Origin of the sequence: Mesorhizobium sp. M0340 (assembly GCF_040321535.1) — a bacterium.
Taxonomy (GTDB): Bacteria; Pseudomonadota; Alphaproteobacteria; order Rhizobiales; family Rhizobiaceae; genus Mesorhizobium.
In genome coordinates this window covers 149762-169549 of sequence record NZ_JAMYRR010000010.1, presented here as the reverse complement: position 1 = coordinate 169549, position 19788 = coordinate 149762, and the positions used below count along the sequence as shown (strand labels likewise).

Sequence of the window (19788 nt, the reverse complement as noted above, 5' to 3'; positions counted from 1 at the left end):
TTGGTCTTTCGCAGCATGCCGCTCGGCCTCCGCCGGAGAAGGCGCAGGGTCGGCGCTGGCGCGCTCGTCATGGCCAGCGTCACTTTCGATGACCCGAATGGCGGCGACCGGGCACTGGTTGGCCGCAAGCCGCACGGCGGCGTGCAGCGCCTGCGGGACCGTCGCCACGCACACTTCGGCCACGCCGTCCGGTTCGCGCTGGCGAAAGGTGCCCGGCAGCGTCAGCACGCACTGCCCGGTAGTTCCGCACAGATCCTGATCGACCAGGACGCGCATCTCAGCCCTCCTGCCCATGCAGCCGCACCGGCAGCGCGCGGAACGTCCTAAGGAACGCGGAGGGCTCCCGGGTCGGCTGCTCGGCCAATGCCAGCGTGGGGAAGCGCGCCTGGATCCGCGGCAGGCTCTCGGCCAACTGCACTCGGGCCAGTTGCGCACCCAGGCAGAAGTGGATGCCGTGGCCGAAGGTCAGCATGATCTTCCCGTCGATCGACATGCCAGGACTGGTGCCGTAGAACCGCACGGGATCGAAGCGGTCGGGATCGGCGAAGGCGTCCGGGTCGCGATTGCCGGCCGCGATCAGCACGCGCACGTCCGCGTTCTTCGGGATCACCACGCCGCCCAGTTCGATGTCGCGCTGGGCGATACGCGGAATGGAGCTGAACATGGCGGGCGCGTCGTAGCGCAGGGCTTCTTCGACGAATGCCTTCACCCCCACGGCATCTCCCTTCAGCCAGTGCCGCTGTTCGGGATACGCCAGCATCGCCAGGACCGCATGGCCGATGGCCGCGGCAGTGGTGGCGAAGCCGCCCAGCAGCATGCCCCACAGCATGCTGATCAATTCCGCATCCGACAGCATCTCGGCATCGTCGTCGTGTGCGCCGACCAGCATTGACACGATGTCGTGGCGGGAATCGGTGCGCTTGCGCTGTATGAGGTCGCCGAAGTAGGCCTGCACTCTGGCGCTGGCCGCGTCCCCCGCAGCGAGTTGGGGATCGCTGGCGTGCGGGCTCAGGCCTTCCAGAATGGCGCTGATGCCGGTGACGAGCCCGAGAATGTCGTCCGGGGGCATGCCGAACAGTTCGCCGAAAACCAGCATGGGCAAGGCCAGCGCGAATTCCCGATGCAGGTCCACCGCCTCCCCGCGCTCCAGCGCGGGCGCCATGCCGTCCAGGCGCGCTGCGACGATGCGAGCGATGGTCGGCCTCAGGTTGTCGATCTGGCCCATGGTGAAATCGCGCGAGATCAGCCGGCGCAGACGCGTATGCGTCGGTGGTTCCTTCATCGCTAGCGTGGACGCCAGCAGATTGAGTGACAGGCTGGTCGCCGCACGCGGGAAATAGCGCGCCAGTTCGCCCGGCGCCGGTCCCCGAAAAGCATCGCCCGTGGCCTTGAGCGCCCAGTAGATGTCGGCGTGGCGGCTCAACAGAAAGAGGCCCGACGCCGCGCGATGCACCGGATCGTGCTCGCGCAACCACCGCATGAACGGATACGGGTCGTGGATGCACGCTGGCGACGCCAGTTCGGCGAAGGCGTCCCGGCATGCTGCCGTGGTTTCTTGCACGTCCATCTTGGTTACCTGTTGGCTGGCTGATCTGACCGGCGCGCGCCAGGCGCGCCGGCAAATTGCGGAGAAGATCGCGATTCCCGGCGGCGTCCGCGCATCACCAGAGCACTGGGAACTCCTCGAACCCGCCAGTGATGATCTCCTTGCGCAACTTCAGTTCTTCGGGCGCCACGGCCAGGCGCAGCGCGGGAAAGCGCTGGAAGATGGAACCGAACACCACCTTGAGTTCCATCCTGGCCAGCGCCGCGCCGATGCAGTAGTGCGGCCCGTAGGAGAACGCCAGGTGCGGGTTTTCGTCGCGTCCGATGTCGAAGATTTCCGGGTCGTCGAAATGGCGCGCATCGAACGACGTCGCCGGCAGGCCGACAAGCACCTTGCTCTCCGCAGGAATATCCACGCCCGCGATGGTCACGTCGGTCCTCGGATAGCGCATGATGCCGTCCCAGCCCGCGCCCGGCGGGTACATGCGCAGGATTTCCTCCACCGCCTTGTCCACCAGGGATGGATCGCCGACCAGGCGTTCGCGCTGTTGCGGATGGCGGAACATGGCCAGCAGGCCGAATTCGATCTGCGCGACGGTGCTCTCGTGCCCCGCCACCAGCATGCCCGTCGCCAGGCCGATCGCCTCTTCCTCGGTCGCCTTGCCCTGGTCGACCGCCGCGAGCAGATCCGTCAGCAGGTTGTCGCCAGGATCCTGGCGCTTGTCCCGCATCTTGCCGAGAATGTAGGCGCGCAGTTCTTCCCAGGCCAAGCGCGACGCGCTGCGCGGGCCGCTTTCATGCTGGTGCGTCATCACCTCGTCGGACAGTCCGGCGAAAAAGGCGTGATCCTCGTAGAGCACGCCCATCAGCGCGCTGATGACCATGGCCGGAAGTGGAAAGGAGAGGTGGCGCCGCAGGTCGGCGGGCTGGGGCTGGGCCGCCAGTGTCTCGAACAACTGCGCGGCGATCACCTCGACCTGCTGCGCGAGCAGCTTCACCCTGCGGTTGCTGAAGGCCGGCGCCACGATCGTGCGTAACCGGGCATGCTCGCCCCCCTCGTGCGAGACCAACCACCCCGGCGATCCGAGAATCACCGAATCCGGGGTGAATGTCGCGGGCGGCATTCCCGAGGGCCGGAACGCCGCGTCGGACAGCACCGCCTTGGCTTCATCGTAGCCTGTCACCCACCAGCCTTCGTGCCCGGACGGGAAGCGCACGCGGTGGATCGGACCGTTGGCGCGTTGCGCCAACATCTCGGGCGAGGGCTCGATGTGATCGACGCGCCACATCGGCAGCGTCGGCAGGGGTTGTTCGGACATGGTGGCACTTGATCTCTAAGCGATGGAAGGGCGGAAGGTGACCGGCAGGCGCTGCGGGCAGCGAATGGCTTAGGAAGGCATGTAGACGACGTCCTCCGCAGCGTAGCCCGATTCGATTATCAAGATCGGCCAACGTGTAACTGCCTAGGCATACCGCGGGGCGAGATGCAGAACGTTATCCTGCGCCTTCGAGTTCAGGATAAAGGCGAGTGTGGCGGGCCTTTGAGTCGCAGCCGGCCATCAAAATTTCCTGCGCAAGGGTCGACAAGGGCGGCGAGCCTGTTTGGTAGGGGGCGGTCTCGCCAAGGCCCCCCTTCCCATAGAATGCTATCTGATGCGGATTTGACATTTTGCTTTTCTTTCTTCGTTCCATCGATCGCGGTGCCATCCACGAAATGAAGGTCGGTCGGCAGCTCCCGGCCCGCAACGAAGGAGCTTCAAAACTCGTGCCAATTTGGCCGACCCAGCAGAAGAAAAAAATTGTGATTGCTTTTCATCGGGTTAGCCTGAGGCCAGACAAGAGCTCGGCGAAATAGGCCGGTGTCGCGGGCCAACAAAGGCGACAGAACAGTGTCGGATAGTACGCCTCGGCGACCTTTCGGTCGGGCTTGCGACATTCTGGTCCAGTTTCGAACATAAGAGGGTGGCAAATAGACACGATTGGGGAATTCGATCCTCTCAGAACAGAGCGCTTGCCCAAGACCGCACGCTCATGGTTGCTGCAACAGCGCGTGTTCGCGATAGACCGTGCCTGCGCACGCAAGAACGCGCTAGCGGGCAGACGCTACGCAATCGCTGCAGTCCCCGCCAGTGTGAGTAGTGCATCGGCTCGGCTTCCGGTTCGTCTTTGCCCAGCCGGTGCGGAAGCGCCGAATCTCCGCACCATACAGCACCGTCGTCAAGTGTGGTGACGGGGCAGTTATAGCGCGCGCCCGATCTCGGCGAAGACACGGCCTCCGAGAGAAAGGGGGCGGTCCAAAAGCATCTCTATTCGAAATGGCACGCCGCTTGCTGCTCCTGGTTAGAGCCCATCAAACCACGATGAAAGCGACTTGCGCCATGCCTGACACACGAAGCTCTAGACCGTGGCCTGAGGAGACGGTGCCCGTTCCCGCTGAACATCGGGACATCGTCTCCTCCGGTGGTCCGTGCTCGGTAGCCGCTTTGCGCACGGCTGGTCCGATGCCGGCACGCCAACACATGGCGCTCGCGCAATTGCCGTTTACCGGTTCTGATCAGCATCTGAGTGCCCAAGAGCCCCATCAAAGAGCCACCGAAGCCAAGGTCGGCAGGTCACTGGCAAATATCGACAATACGCCGAACCAGCTCAGTAACGCGGGTCTCTTGCGGAAAGTCACATTTGAGGCCTCCACATGCTTCCGATATTGGCTACTTCGGGCCCGCTATCACTTTTTCCCGGGCACGAGCGCGAGCGATGGATGCCGCTTCCGGCGCCATAGCCGTGGAAAGATTGCCCCAGCGGCTCGACAGCCTCCACTTGCTCAGATCGATGGCGTTCGGGTGACGAAGACCAGCAGCCAAGACGTTCCCCTGCATCGGGATGGAAAAAGGAGGGGGCGAGCCGCGAGGGCCTCATTTCATGCCCGGCATACGAGCCTTTGCTCGGTATTGCGCCAGCCTCTGCCAGAGTCCGGCGCGCCAGTTTTTTCCTCAGGAGCAAGTTGATGACCGTTCAAAAGAAGGTTCCCTTCGTCACATTTCTCACGCGTGTTCGCGATAAGTCAGTCCAGGGCCCAAATCCATATCGCTGGGAAGAAAAGACATCTGACGACTACTTTGCCGGCAAGCGCGTCATCCTGTTCTCGCTGCCTGGCGCATTCACTCCGACCTGCTCGACCTACCAACTCCCCAATTTCGAAAAGCTCTATGATGAGTTTGAGAAGGAGGGAATTGACGCGATTTACTGCGTCTCCGTCAACGATGCCTTCGTCATGAATGCGTGGGGGAAGTCCTTGGGCCTGCAGAAGGTCGAGCTCATCCCCGATGGCTCAGGCGAGTTCACACGCAAGATGGGCATGCTGGTCGCCAAGGACAATCTCGGCTTCGGGATGCGCTCCTGGCGCTATGCCGCCCTGATCAACAATGGCGTGGTGGAGCAGTGGTTCGAGGAGGAAGGTTTCTCCGACAACTGCGAGGCCGACCCCTATGGCGTCTCATCCCCGCAAAACGTTCTCGAAACGCTGAAGGCCGCCGCATGACCTAGAAAACGTCTCACTCGTGCCATTACCCACCCCAAGAGGCTCATCGATAGGATATCGCGCTCACCATGCAATCCTCAGCAAGCCTGCTTCAGCGCCAGAAGCAATCCATGGTCGCATCGCCTCAACTCATTGAGTCGATTCGCTTGCTGCAACTGGCGCATACTGAACTGCATCAGTTCGTGGAGCGGGAAATCGAGAAGAACCCGCTCTTGGAATCTGCGTCAAACGATGGCGGGCCTTTTGGCGATGTTTCGAGTTCGGGAGCGGATCAGCCTATCGGCCCACGCGCAAACGCCGTTGACGGACCGACCGGGGGCGGGTCGCCTGAACGGCTCGGGCAATGGAAATCACTTCGCAACACGACCAACAACCCGCCGGGTAATGGCCCTTCCCTCGACGAGTTTGCCACCCTCGCCGAAACATTGCACGACCATGTCGCGCGTCAGATCGCCCTCACTGCGTTCACACCACAGGAGCGGCTGATCGCTGGCCAGCTTGCCGCCGATCTGGAAGACACTGGCTATCTTCGGGCAAACCTTTTGGAGCTGGCCGAGAGCCTGAACGTCCGGGAGGCTGATGTGGAACGGGTTCTCGGAACCTTGCAGCACTTTGATCCACCGGGAATTTTTGCGCGAACTCTCAGAGAATGCCTCGAGATCCAGTTGCGCCAGCGAGACCGGTTCGACCCGGCAATGGCAGCTTTGGTTGCCAATCTTGAAATGCTTGCGCGACGCGATTTTCAGGCACTGAAGCAGCATTGCGGCGTCGATGAAGACGACCTTCTCGACATGTTGCATGAGATTCGTGCGCTCGATCCCAAGCCTGGAAACCGGTTCCAGTCTGGTGCGTCGGAATCCATCATACCCGACGTGTGGGTCACGCCCTCGCCGGGAGGCGGATGGCAGATTGAACTTGATCCGGCCACACTGCCCAAGCTGCTGATCAACCAAGCCTACTATGCCGAAGTCTCGCGTCACACCGCCCAAAATTCGAAAGATCAAGCATTTCTCAACGAATGCTTGCAAAACGCGAACTGGCTGATCCGCAGCCTCGATCAGCGCGCCAAGACGATTCTTAAGGTTGCGGCTGAAATCGTGCGCCAGCAGGATGCCTTTTTTGAACATGGCGTCGCCCACCTGCGGCCTCTCAATCTCAGGACCGTCGCTGACGCGATCGGCGTGCACGAGTCGACGGTAAGCCGGGTGACCTCCAACAAGTACATGCTTACCCCGCGCGGAGTCTTTGAACTGAAGTATTTTTTCACCGTCGCGATCGCGTCCTGCCAAGGCGGCGATGCGCACTCCGCCGAAGCTGTCCGCTATCGGATCAAAGCGATAATTGCCGCAGAATCTCCCGGTGCCGTGCTTTCCGACGATGACATCGCTGTCCGGCTGAAGGAAACCGGCATCGATGTTGCGCGCCGCACCGTCACAAAATATCGCGAAGCAATGAACATCCCCTCCTCCGTGCAACGCCGCCGGGAAATGCGCTTGTGTTTTTAGATTTTGGGTCAAGGCAGCCAACATCACGTTGCATTGCATCAAAGTGGAGACTTCGTTCATGACCCAATCCGCAGCAGGCGTCATGGACGCTGTTCTGCACGACCCAGAAAAGCCCGTCCCACCGTCTGGTCCCGCATGGGGTGCGGTCATTTCGCTTTCCTTGGGCACCTTCGGGCTGGTAACGGCAGAGTTTCTGCCTGTCAGCCTGCTCACGCCCCTCGCGCATGATCTCGGTATCAGCGAGGGAGCGGCTGGACAGGCGATGACGGCGACAGCTATCGTCGGGGCGATCTCGGCGCCGACGGTGGCCATCATCACAAAGCGCCTGGACCGCAGGACCGTCATGTGGACCATGACGCTGCTGCTGATCCTGTCGGACGTTCTGGCGGCCGGCGCGTGGTCGCTGGCGGTTCTCCTGACTGCACGCGTCGTGCTCGGCATTGCGCTCGGAGGCTTCTGGTCGATGTCGGCAGCACTGGCGATGCGGCTCGTTCCAAGCCACCTCCTGCCGCGCGCTATGTCGATCATCCTCACCGGCGTTTCCGTAGCTACCGTCTGCGCAGCTCCAATCGGCGCTTATGTCGGCGATATCTGGGGATGGCGAAGCGCCTTCATGCTCGCCGCAGCCGGCGGCGGCGCTACACTGCTCGTGCAACTCATAACCATTCCGAGACTGCCTCCGATTGGAGTGGCTAGCTTCCGCAGCCTGCTGGATGTGGCCAAGATTCCGATGGTCAAAATTGCGCTTTTGGTCGTCCTGCTGGTCGCTTCCGGCCACTTCGCCGGAATCACCTATATCCGCGCCTTCCTCGAGAAGATTCCCGCGCTGGATGTCGAGACGATCTCCCTCGTGTTGCTGGCTTTTGGCATCGGCGGATTCTTCGGCAATTTGGCCGGCGGGCTTCTGGCCGAGTACAGTCTCAAGGCAGTCGCGGCCCTTGCACCGCTGCTCATAGCGATAGCCGCTGTTTCGCTGCTGACGGCGGGAGCATCGGCCTTGGCCTCGGCGATTGCTGTTGCCGCGTGGGGATTTGCCTTCGGCGCGGTGCCAGTGGGATTGCAGACGTGGATGGTACGGAGGGCCGTTCCCGAGCAGGCCCAAAGCGCCGGTGTGCTGCTGGTCACAGTATTCCAAGTGGCAATCGCAGCCGGCGCGATTTTCGGCGGACTATTGGTGGAGAATGCGGGGATTACCAGCGCCATTGCCTACAGTGCTGTTGCCACCTTCGTCGCTGCCCTCATAGTGTTCCTGCTCGGCCCGAAGCGCGAAACCTAGACCGCCTGACAGGAGAGATCTCAGCAGCGCAGCGGGACGAGAGATGCAATCGCATGCACGGCGCGGCGCGATCCTCCGCATGATTACTTTGGCGGTTGCAGGCTTCGTTTCGCCGAGCGTATAGGCCGACTGGATCGCCGCCGCGGCAGCCTGTTCCGAGGTCGGCCTCCGATCTCGCATGGACCAGCGCCAGCGCCCCACTGGCTTCACCTCCGGGCCATGGCGACCTTCGCCGCCAGACAGGCGAACCTCGCCGGCACCGGTTTCCATTTGGCGACGATGAGCGCTGCCAGTACGATGGAACCCTTGCTGGCGGTCATATCCTTCACGAAGCCGGCATTCTGGGGGAGCGACAGCTACGCGCCGGCCATGCCCGTCAGAACGCCGATGAAGATGCCGCACGATAGCGCAGCCAGGTCACCGAAATGCCAGTGGTATCAACGGCGCCCGGATTTTCGCCGACCGCGCGAAGCCCTAGGCCGAAGCGGGTGCTAACAGCACCAACCAGGTAGATGGCACCATCAGGGACGCGACATAGACCAGCAGCGAATGGTCGGATAGACCGGCCCGAGCACCGGCACGCTGCGCACCGCTTCGGCGCTGGGCACAACGATCGAATCGCGAGTCTTCAGAGAGCGCCGGCGCGCGCCCTGCCGGAACCAGGCCTGGACGAGAATGATGGTGGAGCGCGGCAGCGATGAAACTGATGGCGACGCCGAAGACGATCTGGTCGCCGCGATGGGTGATCGAGGCGAAACCGTGCACCAGCGCGAAAAACACGGCGGTGGCCACGGCGGCGCCCAGGCCGAGCCGAGCCTGTAACCGCGGCCGCCGAGGCGCCGGCAAAGGTGCCGGCCAGCATCTTGCCCTCGAGCCCGGTGTCGAAGACGCCGGCCCGCTCCGAATAGAGCCCGGCCAGGCAGGCGAGCAGCAACGGCACGGAGAACACCAGTTGCTCGGCGGCCGATGGTGCGGGTCGGGTCCTGCTCCGCCATGATGACGGCACCGCCGAAGGGAGCATCCAAGCAACCGGACAGCAGATTCAAATCCTCGAAGGCGTCGGTCGACATTCGACAAGAGACATATGGCGCGGCGCGAGCCCAGGCGCTTGTACGACTGACGAAAGCGGCTCTTAATCCAAGGCCATGCGGTTCTTGATCCGTGTGAGGCGGCTTTCGCCTTCCTCCGGGCCGAAGCAGCTTTCGAAATCATTGCATTCCCGGCAACTGGGCGCGCTGCACAGCGAAAAACCTTCGGCCTCGCAGAGCTTGCGGTAAAAGTACTTCTTCCATTTCATATTTTGGGTGTTGCCGGCCGCCAGCGTCGGAAAATGCGAGGCGAGCAGGCGGCCGAGCTCGGTCCGATTAAAAAGGCCGAGGTCCTGCCAGAGATGGTCATTGCGCATGGCACGCCGGGCGATGATCTTGGCGAAGCGGGCGCTCGCCTTGTCGCCCGGCCGGGCATGCTCCAGCAGCAGTCCACGCAGAAGTTCTTCCTCCAGATCCGGCTCGGGCTCGCTCACCTCTTCCAAGGCAAACGCGTTGATTGGAATAGCAGGGAAACTGCGGGCCAGGACATCGCGCAGCTCGGCGCGCGAAAGGCCGGTTGCCTCCGTCGCCGTCGCCTCGCCGGCCTCGATCTCCTCGAGCGCACTTGAAAGCACACAGGCAAGCACATGCTGGTCGAGCCTCCTCTCCAGCTCGATCTGCGGCCATTGGCCAGTGCTGAGCCGGGCATAGTGTTGGGCAAACATGGTGCCGTTCTCCTGGTTTGTCCTATCAAGTCATGCAGCGACCGGGCGGCCGCAACATGGGTCGGGCAGTTCTTCGGGCAGAAGCGGGCGCCAGGCTCCGCAGCCAATGCAAAGGTCGGCAATGGTCGAGAACCATGATCATGCGATCGAGCTCGCCGTCGAAATCGTATCCTCGCCGCCGCAGACGCTGAGGATTTCACCGAGCGGGCGCAGCCGATCCAGGTCCTGCCATCGATAGCGGTCAGATATTGCGCATCCGTCTGAAGCCCTCACAAGGTGTGCGACAGCAAGGTGAACGCTGCGCTCCGGCCGGAGGCCATAGGAACAGCGATTGAAGCCGGGGCAAGGCATGTCTGATCGAATGTTCGTCTTCGCCTGTCCGGCGACCGTCTTGATCCATCCGAACCGCCTCCTCAATGCGCTTGCGGATGCGCTGGCTGACCGCATAGTCGCTGTGCCGCGTCGTGCGACCGTCGATCGCCGAACGGCGCCCGTTGGTGTTCTGCGCCACGTGCGGCGTCACCTTCATCAAGCGTAACTCGTGAAGTCCTGCGCATCGTAGGCCTTGTCGGTGGCACTGGACGTGGCGCCCACCTGCTGGCGCGATTCCCCATCAGGTCGTCTGGGTTTCGCTGGCGAAAAAAACTTCCGCGTGTCTCTGCGCGATCCATCCCGCTTGCGCGTGCCTAGTCAACCAAAAAACTGACCATCTGCAGGATCAGGATCAGCAAAAAAAAGCCAAAGGCAGACGCCAAAACAGCTGCCAGCAGGACGATGCGTTGTTTCTTACCCACAGTTCCCCCGGGAGAGAGTCTGATGATAACCGTTAAAAAAAGGGCGCCCGGGAACAGGGCGCCCTTCTCATCGACGAAATGCTCGGATTGGAGGTCCGTGATCAAGCAATTCGCCGAAACCTCTACAAGCCTCACCACAATGGTTCAGCCGCGAATTGAAGGCTCGCAGTTACCGCTTCGAACGCGGCAACGGGCTCTTCAATCCTCAGAACGAGCGCTGGAAGCGGAGGAGACCGCCGACGCTGTTCTTCTTGTCGGCATTGGTCCAGTTAGAGAAGTCCACATCCCCGAACTTGCCAGCGTGGAGATAGTCGACTTCGGCCGTGATCGTCAGACCAGGAACGATATCGTAGGCGACATTGGCGGCAATGCCGAGGTTCTTCCACTCGTCATACGCCGCCTGAAGGTTGAAAGAGGTCTTCTCGTTGAACTTGTAGGTGCCGCCGCCCCAGACGGCCCAGTTGCCACCCCACTGCTTGTAGAAGCCGCGGCCGCCGGCAGGAATGGCGTAGGTCCCATCGGTTAGGTTGTCGTCGGTCCCATAGCCAGCCATAATGAAAAGGGACAGTTCGTTGGTGGCGTTCACATCCAAGCGGACCTTGCCGGCTACCTCTTCGTAGTTGCTGTCGTAAGCCACGACGCCGCTGATGGCGCCCCAGCCCTGCGTGTACTTCACGCCGCCGACAAGATGCGGAACGTAGCTGTCGATCGTGCCGACGACGCCAGAACCCTCTTCGAGCGATACCACGGCGGAGAAGCCATTGCCGGCGTCGAAGTAGTACTGCACGACGTTGGTGTCGAAATCGCCGTAGGGAACGAGCGTATCGTTGAGGACGTTGCCGGCATAGCCGATAAACGTATCGAACGCCGATTCGTCCTTGCCGACGCGAAGGCCACCGAGCTGGATCCAGGCGAAGTTTAGTGTGATGCCCCTGTTGAAGGCATAGTTCTGGGGACTGTCGGGACCCGAATAGGCGTTGCGGTTACCGAAATTGAATTTGGTCTCGGTGTATGTCTTCAAAGTACCGAGTTCGGTTTCCTGGCCGGTCCAAGTCCTTAGGTCAAAGCGGGCGTTCTTGCGCCAGGTGCCCTGGTCGCTGCCGTCTTGGACGTCGTGGGTCCGCGCCCCGTCGTAGGAGCCAACGTCGCCAGCGCTGATGTCGTAACGGACATAGCCGCCGATGCGCAGGCAGGTTTCGGTGCCGGGGATGTAGAAGTAGCCCGAGCCATATACGTCGCAGATCTTGACGTATTCAGCCGGTTCCGGCTCGGCGACCGTCACCGCGTCGGCGGCGCGAGCACCGGAAGCTGCGATCAGAGCCGCAGCTGAGCCGAGAAGAAGGCTCTTGATGTTCATACTTTATCTCCATTCAATGATTTGAAAAGGGCGAGGACGTCGATGGACGAACCGCTCCCGGTCCCCACGATCGAAAAAGATGCGCATCGCGATGCATCCTTCCCGGCTCGAACGCTATTCACCGGGGGAATTAGTGCAAGTTCAAATCCCGTTTGTCAGCCACATAACGAAGTACAGTTGTATTTTTATCACTGAATCTTCAATATTACTTGCACAAATTGGACAACTATACATTTGCACAAATCGCGCAATTGGTACAATTGGTGTTTACGCACGTATAGAATGTGCGCGAGCAGCCACCGGCGTCCGGCCAATCGTCAGATAGGTTCAATCAGAGAAATAGCCTGGGCGGCCGATGAAACAACTTCTGTGTTCATACCTTCTCTGAGCAATTCGATAGGGACGCGACCCTTGAGAAGCGGCGAGGGGCTGATCAGCCACAGCCAAGCCAATCTGGGATCGGAGATCGAGGAAAGAACCTGCCTGATTCCGGGCATAGGCCTGCCGTCGATGAACTGAGCCAGGGGAAATACATGCTTACGGGAGCCTCTCCGAAAGGCAACCACATCATTGTGTTGCTGCCACCAATACAACGTGGATCGCGGTATTCCAAAACGTCTCTCGAGATGCGTCGACCCGGCAACTGGACCGGCCCATTCTGCAATGCGCGCGCCTTCTCTCGGGCAATCTTTCAGAACCGGATGCCCGAGCGGATGATCGGCTGGCCGGGGTCGCGAAGCGATCTCACCCGCCTGGGCGTTTAGCCGTCGCGCTGCTTCGGCCTCGAGCCTACCAAGAAATTCGGCGGCCACGGCGGTCAATTCGTTGGAAGGAGAACCCGAAGGCGCAACAGCAGCCTTGTCACCCTGCTTCGCCTCATCGCATTGGGCAAGAATGCGCTGCACCTCCCTCATGACAAAGCTTGAAAGCTCGGTCTGGCGCTTTTCATCCCCAAGATCACTCGACGCGGACATATGTGGCTTTCCCAATAGCATTCCCTCAGCAAGCCGCCGAAAGAGCGTTGAAGACATGAAGTTTGGAGGACGGCGATGTGTTGCGTCTTCGTTTGCCCGCGACCTAGCAACCGTCTTGCGGTTTCAACTTGTGCCTCTCAATAAAAAACGGGAAGAACGTCGATGGACGATCCGTCTTTGTCCACACGATCGAAACAGATGCACATTTCAGTGCATCCTTAGCAACGTGACGCTATCCGCAACGCTCGTTTTGGCAAGTTAAAAGTTTATCTTTGTATCGTTATATAGTTTGGACGTTGCTTTTATGCAACTATTTTCCAAGTGTTACTTGCACAAATCGAACGTATTGCACATTTAGACAAGCTGTATACTCGACCACGACTTCGACGCTCGCATTTACTGGCGACATACATGCTTCCCCGTTGCCGCATCGCATTGGCCAGGTGCAGGGCACCTCCTTCATGACAAAGCTTGAAAGCCCGTCCTCGGGAGGTTTCATTTGCAAGATCACTCGAACCACTCATACGGGCTTCCCGGCAGGGAGAGCAGGTTTTATCCGGTGCCTCAGCGGACTATCTCAGCCGAAGGACCAGGCGCCGCGTCCTCGTCACCACCGACCAGCAGGCCCGCTGATCACGAGTGGTATCGAGATCGAAGGAAGGTGTGGTATTTCGCTCATTGTAGGCACCCGAGGATATCTCTACAGGCCGCATGGGCGTTTGTCCTGCTAGCTGCTAGTATGCGCGACGTGGTGTTCAGTTCGCCAATATAATATTCCGGACGATACCATCGCGTTTGCAGATGGCCGCGTCCCATGGGGAACTGCGGCTGCTTCGACGCTCGCAAGGACGTCCGGAATGAAGCACTCCGCCGCGTAGCGAGTACGACGGACCCGATCGTCTTGCGTTTAAAGTGGTGCGACTTGATCTGCTTGATCAGATCTGGTGCGCCTCTTCTCGAACGGCCGCGGCCAGGATATCGTCCTCGGTCCCCGACGACATATGCGCCCCGCTTCTGGATAAGCGCGTACCCCTTCGCTGAAGTCGCAGAATAGTCTAGCTGCAGGGTACCCGAGCATCCAGTTGACTGCTGGAACAGACCCGGAGACTGATCTTCTTGGAAGGCAAACCGCATCGGCGCCTTTACGCAATTGCTACCCTGGCGGCACTGCGCGACGCTTGCACGCCGGTGACGTCTGTGTAGACGTATCAGCAAAGACGAGCACCTGATGCCCCGAGCCGACCCGGTGCGTTGTTCTAGGGTAACGGCCAGTTGCAGGCCCATATGGGCTGTTCGTGGGTTCCGGCAGCGGTCCAACTCTCGATTTGACAGCCGAAGCTGGTGAGGGATCCGCCGAGGACAGGCGCTTGCCCCGATGAGCGGCTCTGCGGAGGTCCCGCAAATCGATGCACACCAGCGTCGTCGGCGGGCTCGTGGCGACAGAGAAGAACGCTGTCACCGTCACGCCGTCGCGGGGAGAAAAGGGCACTCCTATCGGCCGCATCCTCACCCGGCAGGCTTTCGCCGGGATCGCTGTGGCATTGCAAAATTGTTATACTCTTTTGTCCCCACTGCCGATGCGGCCTCCCACTCGAAACCTCTGACGGCATCAGGGCGAGAAGGAATGCGACGCTTCTTAAGCGTGTAAACCGGATCGTGCGGATGCGGTGCTCCAATAGGCTGTCGCGGGCCGAACCGTTCTGTTTCAACGACCGCTGGTGGGATCTGCTCCTCGAGCCAATCGTAGACCACTGTCCGTTCGGCAATCCGCCACTCCCCCTCCCTCTTGTGAAACAGATCGCAGTATCGGCCGCAGAGGAGCGCCTGGCGTACTTCTCCGTCGTTGTCCGGTCCGCGTTGCAGCGCGGTGAAATAGCTCTCGACCGCAGCCTCTGCCGAGCTGATGAATTCGATCAGGACGTTCGTGATCTGATGGATGTTGCGGGGTCCGCTCTTGAAGACGCTGAGCGCAAACCGGATAAAGCCCTCTGCCGAGCCGCAATTGGCCCGGTGATTGTCATGCGCATCGGGCCAGTACGCGCTGCGGAGCGCCGCTTCATCCGCGCGGTCTATTCCGCGGCAGTACCGATAGAGGCAGTCGCGGATCGCCTCACGGTCAAGTAGTTCGGCAATTTTTTTCGCCTGGTCCATCGGCTCTGTCCCAATTCTGTGATTGGAAGAGGTGTTTCGCCAACCCGCGCCCTGCAGTTTGCGCATCAGAGCACCTCAACGCCGGAGATGCCCCCCTGCGCAGTTGGACGAGGACGGTGCCGGGACAGGGATCGCGCGCCGTCCTTTTCCCAGTGTGCGGCCACATGGTCGATCCCATTCAAGCCCGCCAGACTCTCGACTTGAATGACGTCCTATTCAACCCGCGCAGCCGGTGTACGGTCGAGTTCCAGCGCCCGTTCGGGGCAGGATCGCGCGCCTCGCGATGCAGGCAGCTCCTCCCCTTCCGCAACTTCAATGTCACCGGGCAGGATGTAACCCTCGTCATCAAGCTTGAAGATGTCGGGCGCTTGCGCCGCGCATCGCGCGTGACCTTGGCATTTGGAATTTTGGACGATGATGCGCATGGCGCTGCCTCCATTGTCTGTGCCCCGGCTCGGGGCGGGCCTAAGACCAGTCCAGGATCAAATTTTCGATCCCGAACACATGGCCGCCAGAGGTTATGGGTGCCGTACCCTGCTTGATCCTGAAAGCGGGGATGCGCGCCAGCCACTCCTCCAGGCCAATGACAATCTCCCGCCGGGCAAGGTGTGAGCCAAGGCAACGGTGGGGACCATAGCCAAACGCTGCGTGGCGGTTGTCCTCCCGCTCCAAATCGATCGTGTTGGGGCATTCGAATTCCGCCGGGTCACGATTGGCAATCATCGTGGCGCAGGAAACATAGTCTCCCTTCCGGATCGGCGCGCCTTCGAAGTCGATATCTTTCGTAGCCACACGGATCAACTGAATGGGCGGATAGGCCCGCAGCAATTCTTCGGTTGCGAGCGGGATGCGGTCCGGTTCGCTCCGCAGCAATTGCTGATCTTTGAGGTTGCGCGCGAGGTACGCCAAGTCAAAGCCTATAGCTGCTGCGACCGTGTCGAGCCCAGCGACGAAGACAAGCACGCCGATGCCGCGGACTTGGGTGTCCGTCAGCCGTCGGCCCTCGACCTGTGCCTGCACGATAAAGGTCATGAAATCGTCAACCGCCTGCTCGCGGCGCATGGCTGCAAGTTCGTCGATGAATGCCACGATCCTCCGGGCAGCCACAGGTCGTTCCACATCGTCGCCGTGGAGCAGATCTTTCCCCCAGCCGACAAATGTATCGAGTCGGTCATCCGGCAACCCCAGAAAGCGAAGAAAGGTGCTCACCGCGAAAGGAAAGGCAAAATCCTTCATCGCGTCGCAGCTTGTGCCCGATGCGACAATCCTATCGATCAGCATGATCGCTTGCTCGCGGACAGCCGGCTCCAACACCCTCACCCGCTTTGGCGAAAGCAGCGGACTGAGCAGTGAGCGAAAGACGCCATGGGCCGGTGGATCGAGCTCAAGCGGGATCGTCGGCCAGGTTTCACCCAGTATGGAGGAGAAGATGCTGCGATGGCTGGAAAAAGTCTCAGCGTCCTGCAGCACCTTGCGCTGGTCCGCGGCACGGGTGATGACCCAGGTACCCCGGCCATCTTGCGTGTTGTAGCGGGAATAAAAGATCGGAGGCCCGTCATGGGCGCAAGCGACAGCTGCGTGTGGATCCCCGTTGGGCGTCGGTGACATCCCTGGTGACGTAAACAGGCTGAAGTCCCTCACCATTTCGGGCGGGACATGATCTGGAACGGGGTTGGTCGCCATTTTGCTTTCTCTACATTGGCGTTCATGGCTCGATTGAGATTGCACCGCTGTTCATAAAGTCGATTTCCAGCATGGGTACGTCTCTTGTCGGGCGCCTTCTAGATTCTGTCGCCCGATACAGCCCACCTGCACCAGCGCGGATGAGATCGGTTGCGAATTCAATCAGAAGGGGCATCTCCGCCGCGCTGCGGTCATGAAGCAAAGCCGCCGCTTATCCCGTTAGGGTTGAGAGGCTGGTCAATCGCCGCTGAGCTCCGTGACGCACTGCTGATGCCCTGCTGATGCCCTGCTGATCAAATTGTCAAAGCAAGTCGCGTGCCGGATAGGCGTACCCATGGCGCTGCACCAAGCGATGCCAGCCTGCACTGGGCCCGCCGCCGCTAAGTTGATGATCAGCTGTCCATCATTCTTACGACAACGTCCGACAACCGACATCCACGGTTGGTTTTGTCGAGGCCGCGACATCGGGCTGTTCGACCTTGCTGCTGCTGCACTGCCTTCCGGTCGACGAGCGAGGAGATCGCTCGCACGGCCCGGACTGAGCAACGACGCGATCCAGCGCAAGGATCGGGTGCGGTCCGACAAGACCCGGCGGCGCTTGCGCGCGATGATCGAAATTATCAACAAGGTCGAGCCGCGCTTCGGTTCGGCACTGATGGCGTATGCGTTGTCTCGCTCGCAGCCGCTGCAAGGATTTCCGGTTAGACGGCGATGCACTTGTGCGCAGCGGTCCGGCCGACGACGAGCTTGACTTTATCGATGAGGTCAATTCCGGCGTGCACACCTGACCGTCCGTATGCGCTACGACGGCAAGCTCTATCGCACATGGACCTATATTTCCTCGCGCGCCGCTGTCGGAACGTGGTGCCGAGTCCTATGGCGGCCGGTTCAATCCGAGGGCCTGTCGGCACTCTACACGTCCCTGTCGCTCGGACCGGGAACGCGTGGCAGACTCTCGGCCAGAAACCGCCAGTCGCTGCGCTCGCGTTCGCCTTCCTTGCGCGTGCCGAAGAACTGGATGATCATCTTGCCGTCGGCGCCATAGGCTTCAACGGACGTGACGTGACCGTCCCTCGTCGGCTTGCGCACGGCCCAGACCTCGCGGATGTGATGGGTCCTAAGATGCAGATGGAAGGTCTCGTCTAGCACATTGATCCGCGGCCCGATCTGCTTGACCGACTTGATCGGGCCGGAATGGATCTGGATGCAACCACGATTGCCGACAAAGCACATGATCGGCATCTCGTCTTCGGCCGCCTGTTGGAACAGGGCGCCAACGGCATCATTGTCGAGCAGCCAGGCGTAATCCTCGTCGGCCATACGCATCGCCTGGCAGCGGCTGAGCTTCAGTGTTTTCAACATATGGTAGAACTGATGCACGTCGCTCAGCCGGCTCCAGTGCTCGCGTAGGTCGTCGACCGTGGCGGCTTGGTCTGGACTCACTGCGTTATCGCGCGCCCCGCTCGCCTCGACCGATATGATCGGCTCCTGGTCGGAGGATACGAGCTCTGCCGCCAGATTCTGATAGGCGTGCAGGTTCGAGGCGGGCCTGAGATGTACTTTGTGCATCGCCTCGCCGGTGGCATCAAAGAATTGCAGGCTGCGGCGGATCTCGGCTCCCTCGCGCTTCTCGACGGCGAAGCCATACGCCCACGCTTTCGGGAAGATGCGCAGGTCGATCTCGTCGCCGAGCACCATGGCATGCGGGTTGCCGGTGACCACTTTGTCGTACACGCCAATCTTTTGGTGCACGGCACTTTGGTTGCGGGTGACCGCCATCACCTCGCCGACCGCTTCGAGGCCGGTCAGCAGATCATCGACGCGCGGCTCGATGCGCACCGCGCCGTGACCACAATGCGCCGCGACCAATTCGGCTTCCGAAATGCCCAATCGAGCGGCGAGATCATGCTCCCGGATTTTCGGATTGTCTTCGCACGCCCGCCGGATTTCGTCCGGCGATGGTTTCTCGCGCTGGTCCATGTCTTACCCCTGCTTCCACCTACGTGTGAGGATCAGCTGCACTGCCCGGGAATCTTCAGCCGATAAGGCGCGCCGAAATGCTCGACCCTGATCTGCTGCTGGCCCGTGAACAAAGTGTCGCTGGACAGCGTGCGCACGTCGTCGCACCCGCGCGAAAACCGGGGGTGCTATCGGAGCGGCGAGACCCGAGTGACACGTGCAGGCACATGCCGATGGAATCTTATCGAGCCGGTCGGTGGCCACCGGGCGGTGGTGAGCGATTGTGGGTGTTGTCGCAATCGGCCAATCGGTCATTCGGATGCCACGGGCGGCGCTGCTTCGCCAAACAAAGCGTGTCTGACCCAGTCCTGACATGTTGCTCCCTTGCTTCGCCGCATCGATCGCGAGGGCACCCACGACACGATTGTGGATCGGCAGTCTCTTGCCGCCTCGCCAGTGGAGCTTCAAAAACTGTGCCAATTGCGCCGAAGCAAGCCCAGAAGGAGTCTTCTGTAATGGTCATTGGTTTAATGTGAGTTCAGCCAACAACTCAGGCCCAACATCCCGCGTGGCGGACCCGACAAACCCGACAGTACGTGTCGGTTGGCCGACACCTTCGCAGCAATGGACTCACAAGAACCACCGCAGGGTCAGAGATGCCGCGCTGTGTTGAAACATTTTTTCGCTTTGGCACGGTGCATGCAACGTGATGCGCAAGCAGGTCCCGGACTGAGGAGAATGGAGCCATGATTACGCTCACCGACAACGCTGTTGCCGCCATCAAGACTGCTCTTTCCCGCGCCAGCGAGCCGGCGGAAGGCTTTCGCATCATGGTCCAGGCCGGCGGCTGCGCCGGCTTCAAATACTTAATGGGCCTGGAGAGCGTGTCGCGCGAGGGCGACGCGATCACCGAGACAGATGGGATCAAGCTGTTCGTGGACGCGGGCTCCCAACCGCATGTCGCCGGCATGACCGTCGACTTCCTCACCGGGCTCGAATCTTCCGGCTTTGTCTTCGATAACCCCAACGCGCGCGAGAAGTGCGGCTGCGGCAAGTCCTTCAGTTGATCGCCCGAAGCGCCTGTGCGGGTCCATGAAGCGATTGCCGCCGACGGACTCATTTGCGGCAGAGGAGGCTTATATGGCCGGCACAACAGATGTCCCTGTCCTCAAGAACAAGGCAAGGTCGAAGCCGATCTTGGGACCGGCAATCGCTTCAGGTAGGATGCAAAGAACGTCGCCTCCCGAAACAGT

The 19788-nt window shown here is 60.8% G+C and carries 16 protein-coding genes and 4 pseudogenes; 5 read left to right on the top strand and 15 right to left on the bottom strand.

Annotation, left to right across the window (positions count from 1 at the left end; genetic code table 11):
• Nucleotides 1-150: 150 nt before the first annotated feature.
• The 4 genes and pseudogenes from NKI79_RS16990 to NKI79_RS16975 form a co-directional block, all read right to left on the bottom strand.
• Nucleotides 151-276: pseudogene (locus NKI79_RS16990) on the bottom strand (ferredoxin); the annotation flags it as partial.
• A 1-nt stretch (nt 277) separates the two neighbouring features.
• Entirely contained in the window at nt 278-1567 is a 1290-nt protein-coding gene (locus NKI79_RS16985; protein ID WP_352571087.1) for a cytochrome P450, read from the bottom strand.
• Between the two features lie 94 nt (nt 1568-1661).
• The gene (locus NKI79_RS16980; protein WP_352802873.1) at nt 1662-2864 is read right to left on the bottom strand and encodes a cytochrome P450; all 1203 of its coding nucleotides are present in this window, start codon (nt 2862-2864) and stop codon (nt 1662-1664) included.
• A 175-nt stretch (nt 2865-3039) separates the two neighbouring features.
• The gene (locus NKI79_RS16975) at nt 3040-3213 is read right to left on the bottom strand and encodes a hypothetical protein (protein WP_352571129.1); all 174 of its coding nucleotides are present in this window, start codon (nt 3211-3213) and stop codon (nt 3040-3042) included.
• Between the two features lie 1336 nt (nt 3214-4549).
• Here NKI79_RS16975 and NKI79_RS16970 point away from each other — a divergent pair.
• From NKI79_RS16970 to NKI79_RS16960, 3 genes are all read left to right on the top strand, one after another.
• The gene (locus NKI79_RS16970) at nt 4550-5083 is read left to right on the top strand and encodes a peroxiredoxin (RefSeq protein ID WP_352571083.1); all 534 of its coding nucleotides are present in this window, start codon (nt 4550-4552) and stop codon (nt 5081-5083) included.
• A gap of 68 nt (nt 5084-5151) precedes the next feature.
• Nucleotides 5152-6588, top strand: coding sequence for an RNA polymerase factor sigma-54 (gene rpoN, locus NKI79_RS16965; protein ID WP_352787187.1), 1437 nt, complete (start codon nt 5152-5154; stop codon nt 6586-6588).
• A gap of 58 nt (nt 6589-6646) precedes the next feature.
• Nucleotides 6647-7864 (top strand): MFS transporter, encoded by a 1218-nt coding sequence (locus tag NKI79_RS16960; RefSeq protein ID WP_352571079.1) that lies wholly within the window; start codon nt 6647-6649, stop codon nt 7862-7864.
• Between the two features lie 236 nt (nt 7865-8100).
• On the opposite strand, the pseudogene NKI79_RS16955 reads toward NKI79_RS16960, so the two are convergent.
• The 9 genes and pseudogenes from NKI79_RS16955 to NKI79_RS16915 form a co-directional block, all read right to left on the bottom strand.
• Nucleotides 8101-8816, bottom strand: a pseudogene (locus tag NKI79_RS16955) (ABC transporter permease); the annotation flags it as partial.
• Between the two features lie 180 nt (nt 8817-8996).
• Nucleotides 8997-9617, bottom strand: coding sequence for a nitrogen fixation protein NifQ (locus NKI79_RS16950; RefSeq protein WP_352802869.1), 621 nt, complete (start codon nt 9615-9617; stop codon nt 8997-8999).
• Nucleotides 9618-9974: 357 nt separating this feature from the next.
• Nucleotides 9975-10190 (bottom strand): annotated as a pseudogene (locus NKI79_RS16945) (IS5/IS1182 family transposase); the annotation flags it as partial.
• A 113-nt stretch (nt 10191-10303) separates the two neighbouring features.
• A complete protein-coding gene (locus NKI79_RS16940; protein WP_352571075.1) occupies nt 10304-10516 on the bottom strand; it encodes a hypothetical protein in 213 nt (70 codons plus the stop codon).
• A 100-nt stretch (nt 10517-10616) separates the two neighbouring features.
• Nucleotides 10617-11768: a porin gene (locus NKI79_RS16935; RefSeq protein WP_352571074.1), complete on the bottom strand. Its 1152-nt coding sequence runs from the start codon at nt 11766-11768 to the stop codon at nt 10617-10619.
• A 317-nt stretch (nt 11769-12085) separates the two neighbouring features.
• A complete protein-coding gene (locus tag NKI79_RS16930; protein WP_352571072.1) occupies nt 12086-12742 on the bottom strand; it encodes an antitoxin Xre/MbcA/ParS-like domain-containing protein in 657 nt (218 codons plus the stop codon).
• A gap of 1506 nt (nt 12743-14248) precedes the next feature.
• Nucleotides 14249-14893, bottom strand: a complete 645-nt coding sequence (locus tag NKI79_RS16925) for a nuclear transport factor 2 family protein (RefSeq protein ID WP_352802865.1) — start codon at nt 14891-14893, stop codon at nt 14249-14251.
• A gap of 212 nt (nt 14894-15105) precedes the next feature.
• Nucleotides 15106-15318, bottom strand: a complete 213-nt coding sequence (locus NKI79_RS16920) for a ferredoxin (protein WP_031195447.1) — start codon at nt 15316-15318, stop codon at nt 15106-15108.
• Between the two features lie 40 nt (nt 15319-15358).
• Nucleotides 15359-16576, bottom strand: coding sequence for a cytochrome P450 (locus NKI79_RS16915; protein ID WP_352787183.1), 1218 nt, complete (start codon nt 16574-16576; stop codon nt 15359-15361).
• A gap of 447 nt (nt 16577-17023) precedes the next feature.
• Between NKI79_RS16915 and NKI79_RS16910 the strand changes: the two are divergent.
• Nucleotides 17024-17364, top strand: a pseudogene (locus NKI79_RS16910) (hypothetical protein).
• Nucleotides 17365-17488: 124 nt separating this feature from the next.
• Here the strand turns inward: NKI79_RS16910 and NKI79_RS16905 are convergent.
• Both NKI79_RS16905 and hemP read right to left on the bottom strand, forming a co-directional pair.
• Nucleotides 17489-18556 carry a hemin-degrading factor gene (locus NKI79_RS16905; RefSeq protein WP_352802862.1) on the bottom strand — a complete coding sequence of 356 codons (1068 nt, stop codon included), beginning with the start codon at nt 18554-18556 and terminating at the stop codon, nt 17489-17491.
• Between the two features lie 32 nt (nt 18557-18588).
• The gene (gene hemP, locus NKI79_RS16900) at nt 18589-18693 is read right to left on the bottom strand and encodes a hemin uptake protein HemP (protein ID WP_352480503.1); all 105 of its coding nucleotides are present in this window, start codon (nt 18691-18693) and stop codon (nt 18589-18591) included.
• A gap of 588 nt (nt 18694-19281) precedes the next feature.
• Here hemP and NKI79_RS16895 point away from each other — a divergent pair.
• A complete protein-coding gene (locus NKI79_RS16895; protein WP_023678237.1) occupies nt 19282-19602 on the top strand; it encodes a HesB/IscA family protein in 321 nt (106 codons plus the stop codon).
• Nucleotides 19603-19788: the final 186 nt, after the last annotated feature.

Coding starts and splice junctions, on each gene's coding strand:
- NKI79_RS16985 (WP_352571087.1), bottom strand. CDS start 1,567: ATGGACGTGCAAGAAACCACGGCAGCATGCCGGGACGCCTTCGCCGAA.
- NKI79_RS16980 (WP_352802873.1), bottom strand. CDS start 2,864: ATGTCCGAACAACCCCTGCCGACGCTGCCGATGTGGCGCGTCGATCAC.
- NKI79_RS16975 (WP_352571129.1), bottom strand. CDS start 3,213: ATGTCAAATCCGCATCAGATAGCATTCTATGGGAAGGGGGGCCTTGGC.
- NKI79_RS16970 (WP_352571083.1), top strand. CDS start 4,550: ATGACCGTTCAAAAGAAGGTTCCCTTCGTCACATTTCTCACGCGTGTT.
- rpoN (WP_352787187.1), top strand. CDS start 5,152: ATGCAATCCTCAGCAAGCCTGCTTCAGCGCCAGAAGCAATCCATGGTC.
- NKI79_RS16960 (WP_352571079.1), top strand. CDS start 6,647: ATGACCCAATCCGCAGCAGGCGTCATGGACGCTGTTCTGCACGACCCA.
- NKI79_RS16950 (WP_352802869.1), bottom strand. CDS start 9,617: ATGTTTGCCCAACACTATGCCCGGCTCAGCACTGGCCAATGGCCGCAG.
- NKI79_RS16935 (WP_352571074.1), bottom strand. CDS start 11,768: ATGAACATCAAGAGCCTTCTTCTCGGCTCAGCTGCGGCTCTGATCGCA.
- NKI79_RS16930 (WP_352571072.1), bottom strand. CDS start 12,742: ATGTCCGCGTCGAGTGATCTTGGGGATGAAAAGCGCCAGACCGAGCTT.
- NKI79_RS16925 (WP_352802865.1), bottom strand. CDS start 14,893: ATGGACCAGGCGAAAAAAATTGCCGAACTACTTGACCGTGAGGCGATC.
- NKI79_RS16920 (WP_031195447.1), bottom strand. CDS start 15,318: ATGCGCATCATCGTCCAAAATTCCAAATGCCAAGGTCACGCGCGATGC.
- NKI79_RS16915 (WP_352787183.1), bottom strand. CDS start 16,576: ATGGCGACCAACCCCGTTCCAGATCATGTCCCGCCCGAAATGGTGAGG.
- NKI79_RS16905 (WP_352802862.1), bottom strand. CDS start 18,556: ATGGACCAGCGCGAGAAACCATCGCCGGACGAAATCCGGCGGGCGTGC.
- NKI79_RS16895 (WP_023678237.1), top strand. CDS start 19,282: ATGATTACGCTCACCGACAACGCTGTTGCCGCCATCAAGACTGCTCTT.